Source organism: Streptomyces sp. NPDC054813 (assembly GCF_053611365.1).
Genome location: NZ_JBSHAF010000007.1, coordinates 351,585 through 369,095 on the forward strand (window position 1 = coordinate 351,585; position 17,511 = coordinate 369,095).

General features: G+C 69.7%; 16 protein-coding genes and 1 pseudogene. 7 read left to right on the top strand and 10 right to left on the bottom strand.

The features are described from left to right. Positions 1–275 precede the first annotated feature (275 nt). Positions 276–701, top strand: coding sequence for a DUF6003 family protein (locus ACWGJB_RS17150; RefSeq protein WP_453380961.1), 426 nt, complete (start codon positions 276–278; stop codon positions 699–701). 13 nt (positions 702–714) lie between these two features. Here the strand turns inward: ACWGJB_RS17150 and ACWGJB_RS17155 are convergent, their stop codons facing one another. Genes ACWGJB_RS17155 through ACWGJB_RS17165 form a run of 3 tightly spaced genes read right to left on the bottom strand, consistent with a single transcriptional unit; the run spans position 715 to position 4,188 of the window. Next, complete coding sequence (locus ACWGJB_RS17155; protein ID WP_453380962.1) at positions 715–1,497, bottom strand: phosphatase PAP2 family protein; 783 nt, start codon at positions 1,495–1,497, stop codon at positions 715–717. Beyond that, complete coding sequence (locus ACWGJB_RS17160; protein WP_453380963.1) at positions 1,497–2,450, bottom strand: YihY/virulence factor BrkB family protein; 954 nt, start codon at positions 2,448–2,450, stop codon at positions 1,497–1,499. The genes ACWGJB_RS17155 and ACWGJB_RS17160 overlap by 1 nt, the downstream gene beginning before the upstream one ends. Before the next feature lies 1 nt (position 2,451). After that, the gene (locus ACWGJB_RS17165; RefSeq protein ID WP_453380964.1) at positions 2,452–4,188 is read right to left on the bottom strand and encodes a diacylglycerol kinase family protein; all 1,737 of its coding nucleotides are present in this window, start codon (positions 4,186–4,188) and stop codon (positions 2,452–2,454) included. Between the two features lie 474 nt (positions 4,189–4,662). Between ACWGJB_RS17165 and ACWGJB_RS17170 the strand changes: the two genes are divergently transcribed. Beyond that, complete coding sequence (locus ACWGJB_RS17170; RefSeq protein WP_453380965.1) at positions 4,663–5,745, top strand: ISL3 family transposase; 1,083 nt, start codon at positions 4,663–4,665, stop codon at positions 5,743–5,745. Between the two features lie 124 nt (positions 5,746–5,869). On the opposite strand, the gene ACWGJB_RS17175 is transcribed toward ACWGJB_RS17170, so the two are convergent. Then, positions 5,870–6,775 carry a LysR family transcriptional regulator gene (locus ACWGJB_RS17175; protein WP_453380966.1) on the bottom strand — a complete coding sequence of 302 codons (906 nt, stop codon included), beginning with the start codon at positions 6,773–6,775 and terminating at the stop codon, positions 5,870–5,872. Between the two features lie 138 nt (positions 6,776–6,913). On the opposite strand from ACWGJB_RS17175, the gene ACWGJB_RS17180 reads away from it, so the two are divergent. After that, the gene (locus ACWGJB_RS17180) at positions 6,914–7,732 is read left to right on the top strand and encodes a 3'(2'),5'-bisphosphate nucleotidase CysQ (protein ID WP_453380967.1); all 819 of its coding nucleotides are present in this window, start codon (positions 6,914–6,916) and stop codon (positions 7,730–7,732) included. 41 nt (positions 7,733–7,773) lie between these two features. Then, on the top strand, positions 7,774–8,370 hold the full coding sequence (locus ACWGJB_RS17185) for an NADPH-dependent F420 reductase (protein WP_453380968.1): 597 nt from the start codon (positions 7,774–7,776) through the stop codon (positions 8,368–8,370). Positions 8,371–8,482: 112 nt separating this feature from the next. On the opposite strand, the gene ACWGJB_RS17190 is transcribed toward ACWGJB_RS17185, so the two are convergent. Continuing rightward, positions 8,483–9,610 (bottom strand): transposase, encoded by a 1,128-nt coding sequence (locus ACWGJB_RS17190; RefSeq protein WP_453380969.1) that lies wholly within the window; start codon positions 9,608–9,610, stop codon positions 8,483–8,485. Positions 9,611–9,887: 277 nt separating this feature from the next. Between ACWGJB_RS17190 and ACWGJB_RS17195 the strand changes: the two genes are divergently transcribed. After that, complete coding sequence (locus ACWGJB_RS17195; RefSeq protein ID WP_453380970.1) at positions 9,888–10,946, top strand: hypothetical protein; 1,059 nt, start codon at positions 9,888–9,890, stop codon at positions 10,944–10,946. 820 nt (positions 10,947–11,766) lie between these two features. Here the strand turns inward: ACWGJB_RS17195 and ACWGJB_RS17200 are convergent. From ACWGJB_RS17200 to ACWGJB_RS17215, 4 genes and pseudogenes are all read right to left on the bottom strand, one after another. Then, entirely contained in the window at positions 11,767–12,117 is a 351-nt protein-coding gene (locus tag ACWGJB_RS17200) for a hypothetical protein (RefSeq protein ID WP_453380971.1), read from the bottom strand. Between the two features lie 203 nt (positions 12,118–12,320). Further along, positions 12,321–12,764 (bottom strand): hypothetical protein, encoded by a 444-nt coding sequence (locus ACWGJB_RS17205; protein ID WP_453380972.1) that lies wholly within the window; start codon positions 12,762–12,764, stop codon positions 12,321–12,323. Positions 12,765–12,995: 231 nt separating this feature from the next. Then, a complete protein-coding gene (locus tag ACWGJB_RS17210; protein WP_453380973.1) occupies positions 12,996–14,582 on the bottom strand; it encodes an ISL3 family transposase in 1,587 nt (528 codons plus the stop codon). Between the two features lie 76 nt (positions 14,583–14,658). Next, positions 14,659–15,057, bottom strand: a pseudogene (locus ACWGJB_RS17215) (transposase); the annotation flags it as partial. A gap of 841 nt (positions 15,058–15,898) precedes the next feature. Between ACWGJB_RS17215 and ACWGJB_RS17220 the strand changes: the two are divergent. Continuing rightward, entirely contained in the window at positions 15,899–16,063 is a 165-nt protein-coding gene (locus ACWGJB_RS17220) for a hypothetical protein (RefSeq protein WP_453380974.1), read from the top strand. Positions 16,064–16,528: 465 nt separating this feature from the next. Further along, positions 16,529–16,849, top strand: a complete 321-nt coding sequence (locus ACWGJB_RS17225) for a hypothetical protein (RefSeq protein ID WP_360496509.1) — start codon at positions 16,529–16,531, stop codon at positions 16,847–16,849. Positions 16,850–16,939: 90 nt separating this feature from the next. Here ACWGJB_RS17225 and ACWGJB_RS17230 read toward each other — a convergent pair whose 3' ends face one another. Next, on the bottom strand, positions 16,940–17,230 hold the full coding sequence (locus ACWGJB_RS17230; protein ID WP_453380975.1) for a DUF3732 domain-containing protein: 291 nt from the start codon (positions 17,228–17,230) through the stop codon (positions 16,940–16,942). Between the last annotated feature and the right edge of the window lie 281 nt (positions 17,231–17,511).

A 17,511-nucleotide genomic window follows, 5' to 3' on the forward strand; every position in this document is an offset into this window, starting at 1 on the left:
GGTCGGGGGGAGCAGATGCCCGTGCGCTTGCGCGTACGACCTGGCGACGGCGAGGTCGGCTTCCCACGCGGATGCCTGCACGGACCACACCATCCGGAGTGTCTCCAGCTGCTCCACGCGCGCGGCTTCCAGGGTTCCGGCCGCGTAGTACGGCGCTGATCGGCGATCCACACCCCGAGCGGGTGCCCGCCGGCCGCGCCCCACGCCTCTGGGGTGCGGCGGCATTACCATCTGTGTCCGCACTCATATCGACACCGACAAGGCGGAACCGCCCGATGGCTGACGAGGCTTACCTCTTCCTGCTCCCCGACCGTCACCCGAGCCTCGGCGCCGCCATGGCGGCCGTCGCGCCGCTGGAATGCGACCAGACCCCGGCCGTGCGGGGCTGGATCTCCGCCCACGATGTGGCCCCCTCCTGCGAGCAGTTGAGGATCCTTCCCGCCGGATCGGAGATCCTCATCCCCGAGGAGGCCGAGCGGCTGCCGATCCCGCTGACCGCGCAGGAGGAGGTCCGCGTCCAGCAGGAGTGCGCACCCCAGACGGTCACCGACATGGAGCGCGAACTTCTGGACTACCGGGACACCACCCAGGGCTGGGAGACCCTGGTGCACCGGGCGCTGACCGCGGGCATCCCAGCCCCGCGCATCGCCCTGCTGACCGGACTCGACCCCCAGGAGATCGGCCGCATGACCGGCGTGTGACGCCGGGCCGCCCTCAGCGGGAGGCGGAGTCCGGTTCGGGGCTCGGGCCGGTGAGTTCCGGCTCCAGCCCCTCACCGACCGACGCGGGCCGCCGGCCCCCCCCGCCCCGCCACGCCTCGAAGGCACGGCCGGTCAGCACGACGACGGCGAGCCCGAGGAGCCATCCACCGAGCACGTCGCTGAACCAGTGCACGCCGAGCGCGACCCGGGTGAAGCCGACCCCGAGCACCGACAGGACCGCCACGACCCAGCACGCGACACGAGCCCGGCGCGGCACCACGGGCAGCAGGACCAGCAGGAACACCGCGAACGAGGTGGTCGCGGTCATCGCGTGCCCGGACGGGAAGGAATAGCCCGGCGCGTGCGCCACGGGGTCCTCCAGCGCCGGCCGCGCCCGCTCGACCAGCGTCTTGACGCCGAGCCCGATCAGACCGCCGGCCACCGCGGTCACCGCCGCCCACGCGGCCAGCCGCCGGGCACCGCGCCACAGCAGCCAGCCGGTCAGCAGCGCCACGCCCACGCGCAGGGTGAGGGGGGCCCAGACGTCGTCGGAGAGCACGCGCAGCGTGCGCGTCCAGGCCGGGTGGTCCAGCGCGATCTGGTGCAGACCGTTCGCCGCGTCGCGGTCGAGGTCGCGCAGCGGCCGCCACCGGCCCTCCACGAGGACCAGCACCAGGGCGAACGGCACCGAGGCGGCCGCGGCGACGGCGACCGCCGCCAGCAGCCGGACACCGAACCGGCGGTCGGCGCCGCTTCGGCGGCCGGGAGAACGCGGCGTCTCGGGTTGCGTCGGCATCAGACCCCCGGGTCGGGTTGGATCGGTTCGGGCCTGCGCCCCCGCACCGCCTCCAGTTGCGCGGCGAAGGAGAGCCCGAGGAAGAGGGCGATCGAGGTCAGGTAGGCCCACAGCAGCAGGGACATGAAGGCGCTGAGGGGGCCGTAGACCGTGTCGAAGGAGCCGCTCAGATCGAGGTAGAGGGTGAGCAGCCAGGTCAGGGTCATCCAGAGCACCAGGTAAAGCGCCGCGCCGAACGCCAGCCAGGTGTAGCCCGGTTGGCTGCGGCGCGGTGAGCACCGGAAGATGGTGCTGGCGGAGATCAGGGCGAGCAGCAGCCCGAATGGCCAGCGCACCACGTTCCACGTCGTCTGCGCGGTCGAGTCGAACCCGTAGACCGAGCCGGCGGCCGAGGCCAGGTCGTCGCCGGCGACCATGACGACGAAGCCCAGGCCGAGCGGGAACCCCGCGCACAGCGCCATGACCAGCCCGCGCGCGTACTTGAGGTGGAAGGGCCGGTCGCGTTCGTTGCCGTAGATGCGGTTGGCGCCGCGCTCGATCTGGCACATCGCCGTGGTGACGTTGACGATCGAGAAGATCGCGCCGAACCAGAGGGCGAGCTGGCCGTCGTCGCCCGCCTTGCGCCTGCTGCGGTCGAGCGCGTCATCGACCACCTCCGCGCTGGGCCCCTCGGCGATCCGGTGGATCGTCAGCTCGGCCATCCTGCCGATGTCCTCGGTGTGCAGGCTGGTGGAGAGGCCGACGAAGGCCAGCGCCAGCGGGATCACCGCCAGCACCGTCTGGAGGGCGAGCGCGCGGGAGTGGCTGAACCCGTCGGCGTAGCGGAAGCGGAGGAACGCGTCGCGCAGCAGCGGCCAGCCGCCGTAGCGGCGCAGCGTCACCCACGCCTCGTCGGCGGACAGCTCGTCCCCGCTCATGTCCCGGGTCTCCGGGACCTTGGTGGAGCTGCCCATGTCAGCCCTCCAGGTCCGGGACCAGCACGGTCAGCGCGCCCGGAACGACCTCGACGGACAGTCGGCGGCCGGAGCCGACCGCATCCCCGTCGATCTCGCGGGGCTGTGGGGACTCGAAGGTGAACTCGGCCCGTCGGAAGGTACGGAACTCCGGCTGCCCGCCGCCCTTCCGGCCGGCGCCCTTCCGCCCGTCCCGCCTGCGGTGCGGCAGCAGCGAGCCCACGGTGCGCAGCCAGTCGCCGGGGCCGCGCGGGTCGAGCATCAGCAGATCCAGCAACCCGTCGTCTGGGCGGGCGTCGGGTATCAGGCGCAGGCCGCCCTGGAGGGCGCCGGTGTTGCCGACGAGCACCATGCGGGCCGTACCGCGCAGGGGCTCGGCTCCGTCCAGCCGGACGCTCAGCCGCATCCGGGGGCCGCGCATCGCCTTCGGGACGGCCAGGACGTACGCGGGCCAGCCCAGCACGGCCTTGGCCCGGTCGTGCTCCTGCGTGTACTGCATCATCGCGGCGTCCAGACCGACGCCGGACATGACCGCGAAGTGGGTGGCGGGGATGCCGTCGCCCTCGACGCGGGCGAGGTCGACCGCGCGGGTCGTGCCGCCGAGGGCGGCGTCGAGCGCCTCGGCCGGAGCCAGCGGGAGGCCGAGGTTGCGGGCGAGGAGATTGCCGGTGCCGCACGGCACGACGGCGAGCGGGACGCCACTGCCCGCCAGACGGTCGGCGGCCGCGCGCACGGTGCCGTCGCCGCCGCAGACCACGACCAGCTCCGCCCCGTCGCCGAGGGCCTGGGCGGTCTGGCCACCGCCGGGGTCGGCGGCCGTCGTCTCCAGGAACACCGGTTCCCGGTGACCGTGCCGGGCGAGGACCTCGCGCAGCTCGTCGCGCGTGCCCTCGTCGGTCGCGGTGGGGTTGACGACCACGGCGATCCGGCCCGGCCGGCGCCCCGCGCGGCCGGTTTCGGCGGCGACGGGCCGGGCGACGGGCGCCGACACGCGGGCGTCGCGGAGCAGGACCTGCCCCACCACCAGCAGGGACAGCCCGCCGTTGATCAGGCCGCCCAACACGTCGGTCGGGTGGTGCATGCCCCGGTACAGGCGGGACACCCCCACCACGAGCGGCAGCAGGAGCAGCGCCGCGGCCACCACGCGCCGCCACGGCCCTCGTAGGCGGGTCAGCGCGAGGACGGCGAGACCGCCGTAGAGGGCGGTGGCCGCACCGGTGTGGCCGGAGGTGTAGCTGGAGGTCGGCAGGGAGCCGTCGAGCCGGTGCACCTCGGGTCGCTGCCGCTCCACCGCGATGGTCACGACCAGGAAGACCAGCGACTGCAGCGAGACCGCGAGCGCCAGGAACGACGCCTGGCGCCACAGCGGCAGACGGGGTGCCAGGATCAGCGCCAGGCACGCCGCCAGCGTCACGACGATGACGGTGAGCGTGTTGCCCATCTGGGACCCGATCGAGGAGAGCGTGGTCAGGGTGGACGTACGCAGCCGCTCCAGGCCCCGGTCGACGCCGTCCTCCGCCGTGATCGGCCAGATGTGCCGGGCGGGGCCGGTGATCAGCAGGCCGAGCCCGATCATCAGGGCGGCCTGGCAGGCGGCCGCCGCACCGATGGACGCGGCGGCCCGCACCAGTCCGCGAGGCATCCGGCTGTCCCGCCCGGTGGCTGTCGCCCCGGCGGTGGCGGGGCGGGGGCTGTCCTCGGGCAGGCCCGCTGATCTCTCCGGTACGGCGGTCGGCATCGCTTCTCCCTGGGTCGGCGGTCGGCAGGCGGGGCCGCACCGCACGGGGCAGCCCCACCGCACTGATGCCCCCGCAGGCGCGGAGCAGGCGGTACGGAAGAAGGGCGGCCCGCGGGGGACCGCCCCTTCGCGGAGGACATCAGGCCAGGAGTTCCACCTCCGCCAGGGTCGACGAACCGTCCGGCACCAGGCGGTACTTGCCGTACGACCCCGGGACAGCGATGGTGAAGGTCCGGCTCTGACGGTTCCACGGGAAGGTCTCGGCGGTGCGGTGGCTGGCTGTGTCGGCTTCTTCGGGAGTCGTTTCGGCGTGACTTCGGGAGTCGTTTGGCGGCCAGCCTCGTGATCGATGTCAGCGACTTTTGGGTTCTGGCTCACTTTCCGTGGAGCATGCACGCTGAGTGACGGTTGTGGGGCGATCGGGCCCTGGGGAAGTTGCCCGGAACTGACCTGTTGTGGCTGACAGTTCGACCCGTGGAAGAAGTGGTGCTCCGGCATGAGGAGTTGCTGTTCCCGTCGATCGCCGGCGTGACGGTGTTGTCGGTCGACGTGAAAGACGAAGCGGTACGCATAGAGGCCCGAAGTACGGTGGCCGGGGCCATCTGTCCCGGGCGCGGAAGCTGGTCACAGCGGATTCACAGCTATTACCTGCGCTTTCCTGCTGATGTGCCCAGCGGAGGCAGACGAGTCGTCCTCTGCCTGCGGGTCCGCAGGTTCCTCTGCCGGGTCATCTCGTGCGGGCGCCGGACCTTTGCCGAGCAGCTGCCGGGGCTGACCCGTCGCTACGGTCGGCGGACCGAGCGCCTGCGGTCGACGCTGGCTGCGGTTGGCCTCGCACTCGCCGGTCGGGCTGGTGCCCGCCTGGTGAGCGTGTTCGGCGTGTCCGTCAGCCGCAGTACGGTGCTGCGGCTGGTCGAAGCGCTGCCTGACCCCGAAGTTCCGGCTCCGCGGGTCGTCGGCGTCGATGAGTACGCGACCCGCAAAGGGCGTCACTACGGGACGGTCTTGGTCGATGTCGAAAGCCGGCGTCCGGTGGACCTGCTGCCCGACCGGGAGGCGTCCAGCCTGGCCGCTTGGCTCGCGAAACGGCCCGGGGTGGAGGTGGTTTGCCGCGATCGGGCACCGTTCTTCGCCGAAGGGGCCACGGCCGGGGCACCACAGGCGGTGCAGGTCGCGGACCGGTGGCATCTTTGGCACAACCTGAGCGAGGCTGCAGAGCGGTGCGTCGCGGACCACCGCGGATGCCTGCAGGTCCTGGCGTCAGATCCCGCCCAGCGTGCCCCCGAGCCGGAGAAGCTCGAAGATCCCTCCGGCTCGCCCTGGCCGAGGGGACACCGCTTCGCTGACCGTACCCGTGTGAACCACGCGACGGTCCACGAACTGCTGGCCACCGGGCTCAGTCGGAGGGCTATCGGCCGCCAACTCCGGATGACCTCTCGCACCGTCAAACTCCTCGCTGACGCAGCCACCCCGGAGGACCTGTTCCATGGGCAGTGGCAGGGTCGGCCATCCAAACTCGACGCCTTCAAGCCCTACTTGGATGACCTGCGATCCTGAGGCGCAGGCGTCGGTCTGGCCGCCCCCCACGGCCAGCACCCGCACGGCAAGCCGCTGCTGACGTTCAAGCAGGTCGCCGTGGTGGTCACGTGGACGTATGGGTGAAGCGGCCGGACGGCGCCGACTACGACGCTCCGCACATGGCCAGCACGGTTCGCGCCAGGCCGCGCAGCCAGGCGTGGGCGTGGTCGGTGTCGTAGCGCTGATGCCACGACAGGTATATCGGTGCCGACGGCAGTTCGAGCGGGAGGGGGAGCACGACCAGGCCGAGGTCGGCGACCGCGGACCGCGTGGTGGCTTCGGGGACGCTGATCAGGAGATCGGAGCCGCGCGCGAACTCCAACGCGGCCGCTTTCGTGGGCGCGGTCGCCACCACGCGGCGGGTGAGGCCGAGCCGCGCGAGGGCGTCGTCGAGGGCATTGCTGAGGTTTCCACGTCGCGAGACGGTCACGTGCTCAGCGGCGGCGTACCGCTTTGCGGTGACGGTCCTGACGCGGGTGAGGGGGTGCCCCTGCCTCACGACGATGACGAGGCGAGTCTCGCCCACGTTCTCGGCACGGATGTCCGGTGCGCTCGGGCGGTTGGCGTTCGCCTCCAGGTCGACCTCGCCGCGCCGCAACTCGGGGGTGTCGATGCTCGATTCCGCGACGAAGCGCAAGCGCACGCCCGGGGCCTGTCCGCGCACGGCCGCGAGCAGTGCGGGGCCGCTCAAGGCGACCAGGGAATCGTGCCAGCGGAGTGTGAAAGTGCGCTCCAACGTTGCCAGATCGAGTTCACGGCTCGGTGCCAGCACCCCCTGGACCTGGTGCAGCAGCTCGTGCACCTGTTCCCGGACGGCGATCGCATACGGCGTCGGGGTCATCGTGCGGCCGGTGCGCACCAGGATCTGATCCCCGGTCGTGCGCCGGATTCGGCCCAGACTCCGGCTCATCGCGGGGGCGGTGACGTGCAGGCGCGCGGCGGCCCCGGCCACACTTCCCTCCTCCAGCAGCGCGTCGAGCGCGGTGAGCAGGTTCAAATCCAATTGCATGTGAGTAATCCTAGCCGTGCTTTACATGCATTTGAAGTTAACGAAGGGGCTCTATACCTTCGAGAGGAGAGCGCAAGACGGAACGCGCAGCTCGGCCCGACCGGCCTCAACATCCCTTCCTCCCACGGGAGTACCGCCATGTCCGAAACGCTTCAGACCACTGACGTCGCCGCCTCCGACGCCGACCTGCTCGGCCAGACCGCGATCGCCGTGCGCGCGGCCGGTTCGGCGCTGCGCGAGCGCTTCGGCGAGGTGGTCCGCTACCAGACCCGCGAAGAGCTGATGCGCGCGCTCGCCGCCAACGACGACACGGCCCTCGACATCCTGCGCCCCCGCCTCACGCGCCTGCGCCCGGACGCGGGCTGGGTGGAGGACGAGCTGGACGGCGGGGCGCTGCCGCCCGGCGAATGGTGGGTCGTGGATCCGGCCGAAGGCAACGTCAACCACCTGCACGCCCTGCCGGATTGGGCGGTGACCGCCACTCTCGTGCGGGAGAACCAGCCGGTGCTCACCGCGGTCCACCTGCCGTTGACCGGCGAGACCTACACCGCGCTCGCCGGCGCGGGTGCCCACCTCGACGGCCGGTCTCTGCATGTCTCCCAGACCGCGGACCTCGGCCTGGGCATCGTGGCCACCAGCCAGGCCCGGCCGGACGAAGACGAGAAGGTCGTGAGGCGCGTTGGCTCCTCGATCACCGCGATGCTTTTCGACGCGCTCGTCGTCCGCACCGCCGTGCCCGCGACCCTGCACCTGCTGAACCTGGCCGCCGGCCGGATCGACGCCTTCTGGCAGTTCGCCGGCGCCCGCGCGGACCTGCTGCTCGGGGCGCTGCTCGTCACCGAGGCGGGCGGACAGATCTCCGACGCCGAGGGCCGCCCCTGGACCCCGCAGAGCGAGAGCTTCCTGGCCGCCGCGCCCGGCGTCCACGCCGAGGCCGTCACCACGCTCTCACGCTGACCGCCCACCACAACCTGCACGCACGGAAGGACCAGACCATCATGACCACGATCGCAGTTCTCGGAAATGGCCGCGTCGGCGGCAACCTGGCCACAGCCCTCATCCGGGCAGGGCATGAGGTGACCGTGGCGGACCGCGCGCCGGGCGCCGCCGCCGACGCTGCCCGGACAGCCCAGATCGTCATCAACGCCACCCCGGGCGCCGGCTCGCTGGACCGGCTCGTCGCCCTGCGCGAGGAACTGCGCGACAAGATCCTCATCGACGTCTCCAACGCCACCGTCGACGGACCGGACGGACTGCCCGCCGACCTGATCTACCCCGGCTCAAGCCTCGCCGAGCAACTCCAGGAAGCGCTCCCCGAAACGCGCGTCGTCAAGACACTCAACACCATGCTCTTCCCGGTGATGACCGCGCCGGCCACGCTCACCGAGGCGCCCGACGCCTTCCTCTCCGGCGAGGACCCGCAGGCCAAGCAGACCGTCCGTGAACTGCTCATCGACCTCGGCTGGCGCAAGGAGTGGATCACTGATCTCGGCGGGATCCAGACCGCCCGCGCCACGGAGGCCGCGATACTGTTCGTACCGCACGTGATTCGGTCCAGCGGATTCGCGCCCTTCGCGATCTCGATCGCCAGCTGACCCGCACACAGTGCACCGCCCCCGGCGGGCCCACATCCAGAACGGATACGACGGCGCGGTCACGTCCGCTGGAGTGGTGTATCGACGGCCACTCGGCGATCTCGTTTTGAGGCTACGCGGTGAGTTCGGTGGGCAGGACGGTCTCGTCTCTTTCTGACTCGATCGGGTCGAGGCGGCCCTTGGCCAGCAGGCCGAGTCCCATGTAGCGGCGGGCCTCGGTCCACTCGTCGTTCTGCTCGGCCAGGACGGCACCGACGAGGCGGATCACGGCGGAGCGGTCGGGGAAAATGCCGACCACGTCGGTGCGACGCCTGATCTCTTTGTTCAGCCGCTCCTGCGGGTTGTTCGACCAGATCTGTCGCCAGATCTCCCGCGGGAACACGGTGAACGCCAGCAGCTCGTGCTGGGCGGCGTCCAGGTGTTCGGCGGCCTTGGGGAACTTGGCCTCCAGGGCGTCGAGGACGTGCCGCATCTGGGCCTGGACTGCCTCGGAGTCGGGTTGTTCGAAGACGGTCCGCAGCAGCGTGGCCACCCACGGCTGGGCAGACTTCGGAACCTGGCAGAGCAGGTTGCGGGCGTAATGGGTGCGGCACCTCTGCCACGATGCTCCGGGCAGCACGGCACCGATGGCGTCCACCAGGCCGGCGTGCGCGTCGGAGATGACGAGCTGGACGCCGACCGCGATCAGCGCATGAACGTTGATGATGCGGCCGCCCTCGCGGACCTTCTGGGTCAGCGCGTCGACCCAGACGAACGAGTAGGGCCCGGCCTCCAGTGGCCTGTTGCGGAAGGCGGCGACCTGCTCGTCCAGGTGCTTGGCCATCGCGGAGACCTGGGACTTCGACAACTGCGTGACTCCGAGGGCCTCGGCGAGTTTCTCGACGCGGCGGGTGGAGACGCCGAGCAGGTAGGCGGTGGCAACCACCGAGATCAGAGCCTGCTCGGCACGGCGCCGTCGTTCCAGGAGCCAGTGCGGGAAGTAACTCCCGGACCTGAGCTTGGGGATGGCCAGTTCGACGGTGCCGGCCCGGGTGTCCCACTCGCGCGGGCGATAGCCGTTGCGGTGGTTGACCCTCTCATCGCTGACCTGCCCGTATTCGGCGTTGCAAAGGGCGTCGGCCTCGGCGGACATGAGTGCGTCGGCGAACGTCTTGACCATCGCGCGCAGCAGATCAGGACTCGCCGCGGCGAGGTTGTCTTCCGCGAGGGCGTGCAGGGGCAAACTGTCTGGTGCGGTCATCCTGCTGATCTCCTTCGAGCCTTCGACATCTCGAAGATCAGCCGGTGGCCGTTCTTGTATCCGGATACTCACTCCGACGCCGGGGCAAACGCCCGGATCAGGTGGGAACCGGTACACCACTCCTCAGGACGCAACCTCTCAAAATTCGCTGCACAGTCTCAGGGCAGGCTGCACTCCTGTCCGTTGCCATCGAACCCAGACGACGCTGATCTTTGCCAGCCACCGAGTCGTCGCAGATCAGTCGGCCGTGTCAGTGCTCGGTCCCATACTGACGCCCATGCAGATATCGGCGTACACACTCAAGCGGGCCTGGCACCAGGTGGCCGCGGGCTCTGACGTGCTCGACGACGCGATGCTCCCGCCCACCGGCACCTCACCCGACCAGTACGAGCAGCATGTGGGCGAGCCGCACGGGCATCTCTTCCTGGTCCTGGACGACAACGGCACAGTGCACGGCCACATCGGTCCCTACCGGGAGGTCTTCGCCACTCAGGACCTGGATCAGGTGCTGTACTTCGCCGCCGAGGACGCGGTCCGCAAGCTCGCCGAGCACATCGCGGCCCGGTCCCCGGGCCGCGGCCCGGTGGCCAATCTCGTCTCCGGGCAGGCCGAGCTACTGGACCGGATCAACCCCACCTGGGGCAGCAGATTCCGCAACGGCGGCATGGACGGTACGCAGCCCTCTGCTGCGTGCGGACGCGACCCGCTGGAACGCCTCGCCTGGATCGCCGACAGCTGGCGCGAGCAGGACCCCTACACCCACCTCGCCTTCTTCCGCGGCAGGAGTATCAGCGCCGAACAGATCGCCGTGCTCCACGGAGCCGACCCCGCGCAGATCGCCGCCGGGACCCGTCTTGCGGACCTGCGCAGCATGGACGGCGGGACCTTCGACTACTGGGACATCGTCTGGGAGACCTGCTGCTTCGGGCAGGCCGGCGACTGGACGTTCCTGATGTACCACGAGACCCCCGGCTTCGGGCCCGAGCTTGAAGCTCTCGCCCGGCTCGGCGTCACCGAGACGGTGCACCTGAGCGCCACCTCCGCGAAGGCCATCTACACCTTCGACTACATGTGCGACGGCCGCCGTATCGACGACGACTGGGGCGTCCTGGAGCTGATCTGGTACGACCGCGGCCGCGCCCCCTACTTCCGAGGCGGTCAGCTCGACTTCCTCAACCAGGCCATACGCCGCGCCGAACTGGACCACCCCGAACTCACCAGCGAGTTCGAGCTGTACTTCCACGCCCTGGAGGACGCTTTCGGCCTCCAACTGCCCCGGCACGACATTCAGGAGGGAACGGTCCGGGCCGCGCAGTGGGCACGCCGCAACAGTTGACAGTTCTGTCGTGAGAGCTTGCCGAGGGCCCTGGCATCTCATGACAGCCCGCCTACCCGCGTGCATGGTCCCGCCTCGACGGCCGCGCAGACGTGAATCGCATCTGTTTCCAGCTTGACAGCGGGCTGTCGACCAGCACTCCTGCCGTCCTTGCAAGCGTGCCGAGGATGTGCCACGTCTCGTGAGACTGACCAGTGGCCATCGACGTGAGACAGCTTGAAACTAGCTGGTCAGGAACCCTGCCTATGCCAAGGGCGGCGATACCCTACACATCCAATCGAGTCGTTTGACAGCGAACTCAGCCGTTTCGGGTTCTTTGACGGCGAACCTAGTCGTGTGGGGTGAGCACGTTGGGGGTGTTGTATGGCCGTACCGGCTGGGACGGACGGGGTCGTGCCGTACATCGAGGTGTCGTGCAAGGATGCCGCAGGCACACGTCGGCGGCGTCCCCTGCTGGACTGCGCGACGGCCAGGTTCGAGGACGCGGTTCCGGTACGGCCGTTTCGGTGGTCGCGGGGTTCGCGCCATTTCCCGGGCTGGTACTGGTCGGCGGCGCCCGGGCAGCACGCCAGCTTCGAGTCCTGGCTGGAGCGGGACCGCCTCGTGCTCATGGACACGCGATCCCGAACGGCATCAGCACTAAGCGGCTTTGACGAAGTTCGCTACTGATCCCACTCAACGGGACCGCTCGCGTCGCCACCACCAGTACGGGACGGCGGCCAGGATCACCGTGGGTATCGTCACGGCGGGACCGGTGAACTCCCAGAGCGTCGTGATGCCCGCGCCGACGAGGAAGCCCGTCAGGGGCGGGCGTTCGCCATCAGCGGCGAGGGGCGGCGGGCGAGGGAGCCGGTTGCGGCTCAGGCGGCGGCAGCTGCGGCGGCGCCAGGTGGTCCTGGAACTCGGCGTGGCGGAACTGATACACCGGCCCGACCGCACGGATCAGGCCCAGCCGGTGCGCATCGTCGAGGAACGGCATCAGACGCCACGGCAGGTCACCGCGGCAGGCCGCGTACCCGACTGAGACCGAGTACACGAGCCGGGCGCGTTCGCCGCTGAACAGGGTCAGTCTCAGGGCGATGGCAGGCAGAGCGATCAGGCTCCCGACCGTTCCGTCGTTGTGGAGGTGACTCCGCAACAGCAGGATGAGAACCGCTTCGGTGCAGACCACGACGGCGGCACAGCGGAGCACTCGGCTGTCCCGGTCCGCTGGCAGCGATCCTATGGGGCAACCCGGGCACCGGCATGCCCATGGGGAACCCGACCGATTCGCAAGGAAGACCTAATAGCACCCCAAACCACCTGAAACAGGGAATATTAGAGACCGTACTTACTGCCCCGAGACCGGCAGCAGCGGTTGAGTATCGTGAGCCGTCAAGCTGACGGCAGGGCCGCCGACAACCTGCTCGCCGCCTCCGCAACCGCGCGGTACAAGGGGACCGCGAACGCAACGACGAACAGGCCGAAGACAGTGATGGGCAACAGCCAGAGCAACTGCGCAGGGTCATCCCTCAGCCAGTGCCGATTGCCCCACCAGTTCGCGCTGACGTCCAACACCATCACAGCACTTGCCAGCCAGATCCCTTCCCGCCGCACAAGTCCCACCAGCACGGCAGCCAACGGATCGAGGATCACCAGGCTGACGAAGAACACCTGCAGAGAGACCAGCGGAAACGACACGTAGGCGTGGATGCCGCCACGGACCAGATCTGCGATGTGGGAACCCGTGCCCTCAGTGAAACCGATCAAGTACACCGTGAGAACCCGTCTCGCCCACAACGGCTGTGCGCCCCACCGTTCCCGCAGCTCAAACCCCACCGTGTCACCCTAGACGAGCGCCCGAGTCTCTGCGAAAGAGATGGCAGCGTCGGAGTGATCAACAGTCCCCAGCACGGTTTCTCACACCGGTTCGAGCGCGGTCAGCAGCATCGTCGATGGTCAGCGCCCCGGTGGGGAATCGTGATCACAGGGGTGGGGAAATACCTGACGCTGATCATGCAGATCGTGGGGAATTTTCTGGTTCTGGCCGCGATTCCGTGAATCCCCGGCTCATGATCGGAGCAGGATGCGGGTGCGGAGGAGGCGGAACGAGGCTCGGCCGTACATGGCCCGCTTGATCGTCTTGATGCGATTGACATGGCCTTCGACGATGCCCGAACTCCATGGAAGGGTGAGGCCGGCGGTGACGGCATCGAGGTCGAGGCACAGGCCCTGGGCGAAGGACAGGATGGGCGCCGGCGCGTCGCGCTCGGCTTCGCGTATCCACGTCAACAGCTGGTGGCCGCGCCGTTGTTGGAGCAGGTCGTGGAAGGTCCAGGCGAGATCGCACGCCCGGGCGATGTCGGGGCATGTCAGCCGCACATTGAGGAGCTGTTCCTCCTCGCGGAGCTTCAGAGTGCCACGGGGCAGCATGATCCAGGTGGTGATCTTGCGTGGGCTCGGGATGGCGCCGCGGGCAGGTTCGACGGTGCCGGTCCTGAGCCCGGCCACGTAGCGGCGCACGGGCAGGTCGCTGCCCTGGTAGCCACGCTCGCGTATCTCGTGGAAGAGGTCGGTCGGGCTGGTCACACCGTCGGTGAACCGCTCGGTCAGATAGGCGGTGAACGGCTCCAGCACCCCTTTGGGGCGCCCGAGCCGTGCGGACGCAAGCAGCTCGTCGAGGTCGGTGTCGCGGAAGCGGCGGACGGTCTTGCGGTCCAGGTGCAGTCGCCGTGCGATCTCGGAGACGGAGTGCCCCTGCCCAAGCAGGCGATGGACGTCGGAGTACCGGTCGACCGTGCGGACAGCGATCTTCGTGGGCGGCAACGTCGGCGGTGGCAGGGGATTGATGATCCGCCGGGGCTCCGCATCGCGATCGGCTTCAGCCTGTTTACGCAGGCAGGAGCGGTGTTGATGGCACGTCTTCTCGACCGCGGAGGAGAGGTTGTGGAGCAAATGCCAGCGATCGGCGACCTCCTGGGCTTCTGGAACGGCTTCACGGACGGCACTGGAATAGGCACTGGCCCGGTCCCGACAGATGATCTCCGCGCCGGGATGTTCGCGCAGCCAGGTAGCGAAGGAGGCCGCGTCCCGGTCGGGCAGGACATCGACCACGCGGGCCGCTTCGATGTCGACCAGGACGGTTCCGTAGCGCCAGCCCTTGCGGAAGGCGAACTCGTCGACACCCAGCACCCGCGGAGCGCGCTCGGGCACCGCCGGGGCCGTGAGCAGGCCCAGTAGATGAGTACGGCCGGTGGGTAACTGCAGCACCCGGCATAGGCGTTCACCGGGACGACCGCCCAGGAACGTAGCGACGGCCTGCATCCATCGCCGCAGCCCAACGCTGTGACGGCGATACCGCTCGCTCAGATCCGGGACCTGCTCGACGAACGTCCGCCGACAGCAAGACGCCCGCTCACAAAAGAAGCGGCGCACACTGAGCCGGATCACCAACGCCCGCCCCACCAGGGGGCGTTCGGCCACGCGGCGCACATACCGGGAGTGCACGCGACGTCCCGGCCAGCCGCAGTCCGGGCAGGTCGGCGGCTGCCCACACGACGACGCCTCCACCGCGACTCTCTCCGCTGTGGCGTGCACCGCCGTGACACGCACATCGATCCCGGGAAACAGCACATCCTCGACCGCGGCAGCCCCCATACCAGGGCAATCCCCACGAGAAACGTTCCCGCAGTCGAACGCCTACCTGGGGATTCACGGAATCGCGGCCAGAACCAATTTTCTGACCGTCGACACTCCTCGCCTGTCTGTGGCGGGGTGGCCAGATCCCCCCTTTCGTCGCGCGCATGTTCAGCGAGTCGATGGCGCACCGGGACGAGTCCAACTCGCCACGCGCGCCGAGTTCGTCCAGGACCAGGCGGTGGAGCTTGCCCCATACCCGGGCCCGGCTCCACTCGGTGAATCGCCGGTGCGCGGTCGGCCGGGACGGGCCGAAGACTGGCGGCAGTTGCCGCCAGGTACACCCCGTCGTGGCCACGAACAGGATCGCCGCCAGCACTTCGCGATCACCGTAGCGGCGTCGGCCCCCACCCTGCGGACGCACCGGCGCAGCCGGGACCACGCGCTGGAACAACTCCCATAACCCGTCCGGCACCAGACGCCCCACCATCGCCATCACGGCCGCCAGCCTAGTGATCAAGCCAGTTGAGACGATCTCTAAGGAACACACCCTGGTGAGCCGGCATCCAGTGACACAGACGTGAGCGGTAGCTCCGATACCCGATGTGCTGTACGCGGCCGGGCAGTTGGTCGGCATGCCCGCCGTAGTCCAGGCCCGCACCGAGACCTGGGAGGGTTGCATGCTCGTCAGCGGTTGGGCGGTCACCGGGATAGAGCTGATGACCGCCCAGGTCGCGCCGTGGCCTCCCATGGAACTCTGCTTTCTACCGCAGGTTCGGCGGGTGAATCACGGAGCCAATGCCCTCGACCCCTGTCCAACGCCCCCACAGAGAGAACAGCAGTGTGCGCCGTGACCCACGAGACCATGGTGACCGAGGAGCTGGCCAAGCTCCGGCCCGCTCTACGCCACCAGGCCGGCTGGCACCGACGCCATCGCGCTCCTGGAAGAGGGCGCACCGCTCGGCATCTCGGTGGACCTGGACCACGTCGACATCGAGTTCGTGGACAAGACCCTCGACCCCGAGGACGCCGAGTGGTCCGCCTACGATGACGACCTCCGCTAGCTCACCTAGCGCGCCGTCAGCATCGCATCACGTATGTCCAGCGGCGGGGTGCCATCCGGGACTGGGTCGCGGACAGGCTCCGCTGGCGCCTGAGCGCGGACGTCGCCGAAGTCCAGGCGCTGAACCGCCTCGCCGAACAGTGCCCCACCGCCACCGTCGCCTATGAGGAAGTCCCGTAACCCCCAGGCCGCCGACCACCCCCTGCCTGCTGGACCGCAGCGACGGCCGATGCGCCGCGCAGCCGTGCGGCTCCAGCGGTAGTACAAGAGAGACGTGACCCGGTACGGCACCAGCGGGATCGGGCAGGACCTCACGGGCGGCCCTACCCGGCCGCTCCCGCCGATGCCGTCCTACGCGCCCGCCGCCCCCACGGCGGCGAGCGCGACGTTCCTGGCATGGCTGCGCACCCCGCGCCCGGCAGCGCCTGTCGGGGTCTAGCGGGCGGGGCGCGAGCCGCGCCCCCCGAGCAGGAACCGGAGCACACCCCAGGCCGCCGGCTGGTCGGCGGCGCCCTGATGCTGGGGCCGCTCGCGTGGGTGGTCTGGTCGCTGCACCGAGGAGGTCCGGGGCTGCAGGTCGGGGAGGTCTGGGGGCGGCCTGGCGGGGGACTCGGGTGCCAGGATCACCGTTGCCCCGGGGCAGCTGGCGGGTCCAGGTTTCTCCGGTTCAGCCCGTGAGCCGGAGAAACCGCCCCCAACTGTGGATCAGAGGCTGCCTTGCTCGCAGACGCGGCGAGCGACCTCGCGGAGCTTGACGTTCTCTTCCTGGGAGTACAGCGGCATCGCGATCGGGGGAGCTCATCTACGAGACCGCTCACCGCACGGATGGGGCCGCCCGGGGGTACGGACGCACTCCTCGCCGTGATTTGGGGTAGGCGGTGTGGCACCCGACGGAAGGATCGTCATGACCACCTACGTGATCACCGTGCCCGGCACCTTCACCGCAGGCGTCGACGACGCGGCACGCCAGCGGCTGGGGCGGGCGCTGCGGCCCGCAGATCCGCACGGCACCAAGATGGGCAGCGCCGAGGACCTGGACGTGCTTGCCGTCAACGACGACAACACCTTCGCCCTCCGGCTCACCGTGGAGGCGGACAGCAATGCCGACGCGGAGCGCGAGGCGCGGCGGCTTGCGGACACCGCGCTGCGGGACGCCGGGCTCGACGCGGACGGCGTGCCGCTCGGCCCCGCAGTGATCACCGGCATCGACTCCGAGATCGCCTAACCTGCCGGGGACTGTCCGACCCCGCCGCGCGCCCCTTGGTCGACGGCGGGGCGTGCCCACGGCCGCCGCCGCGGGCCCGACGGGGTGTGGTCAGGCGTCATCGATCTCTTCGGTGATCCAATCCTGGGGTACGAGAGCTTGGTCGTTGCTGCGCCGCCACCGGGCTTCGACCGAGCTGCGGAAGGGCTCGTCGTCCAGGTCTGCATGCTCCATCACGATCACCTGAAAATCACCGTCAAGGGCTTCGATCGTGTTCTGGATCGTCTTGTAGAGGGAGGTCAGTCCGTGGTCGATCGTGACCATCGCCCTGCCCTTGTTGTGGTCGTCCGGTAAGACCACGACGGCGAAAAAGGCGACGGCGAAGAAGTCGGCCGCCCGCAAGCCCCGACGCAGTGCGTAGCCGCGGGGCGGCGGTCAGGCGCGGGTGTGGATGTACCGCACGGCCGGACCCCATCCCGGCTCTACCTTCGCCATGCACCACTGACACAGCGGGCTGCCGCCGCTGCCGTACCGGTGGGTCCTGCGCTGGCATCCGGCACACGATCCGACCCGGTCGCCGGGGCAGACCAGCGCGGACGGGTCGGGTTCCGAGATCGGTGGCGGAGGCGTGGTCATGGCGGTGTCCTGTTCCGGGTGGCACTTTCAGGCCACCCAACCCGCAG

Excerpts from the sequence above, each read along its gene's own strand:
- ACWGJB_RS17150 (WP_453380961.1), top strand. The coding sequence starts at position 276 with ATGGCTGACGAGGCTTACCTCTTCCTGCTCCCCGACCGTCACCCGAGC.
- ACWGJB_RS17155 (WP_453380962.1), bottom strand. The coding sequence starts at position 1,497 with ATGCCGACGCAACCCGAGACGCCGCGTTCTCCCGGCCGCCGAAGCGGC.
- ACWGJB_RS17160 (WP_453380963.1), bottom strand. The coding sequence starts at position 2,450 with ATGGGCAGCTCCACCAAGGTCCCGGAGACCCGGGACATGAGCGGGGAC.
- ACWGJB_RS17165 (WP_453380964.1), bottom strand. The coding sequence starts at position 4,188 with ATGCCGACCGCCGTACCGGAGAGATCAGCGGGCCTGCCCGAGGACAGC.
- ACWGJB_RS17175 (WP_453380966.1), bottom strand. The coding sequence starts at position 6,775 with ATGCAATTGGATTTGAACCTGCTCACCGCGCTCGACGCGCTGCTGGAG.
- ACWGJB_RS17180 (WP_453380967.1), top strand. The coding sequence starts at position 6,914 with ATGTCCGAAACGCTTCAGACCACTGACGTCGCCGCCTCCGACGCCGAC.
- ACWGJB_RS17185 (WP_453380968.1), top strand. The coding sequence starts at position 7,774 with ATGACCACGATCGCAGTTCTCGGAAATGGCCGCGTCGGCGGCAACCTG.
- ACWGJB_RS17190 (WP_453380969.1), bottom strand. The coding sequence starts at position 9,610 with ATGACCGCACCAGACAGTTTGCCCCTGCACGCCCTCGCGGAAGACAAC.
- ACWGJB_RS17195 (WP_453380970.1), top strand. The coding sequence starts at position 9,888 with ATGCAGATATCGGCGTACACACTCAAGCGGGCCTGGCACCAGGTGGCC.
- ACWGJB_RS17210 (WP_453380973.1), bottom strand. The coding sequence starts at position 14,582 with ATGGGGGCTGCCGCGGTCGAGGATGTGCTGTTTCCCGGGATCGATGTG.
- ACWGJB_RS17225 (WP_360496509.1), top strand. The coding sequence starts at position 16,529 with ATGACCACCTACGTGATCACCGTGCCCGGCACCTTCACCGCAGGCGTC.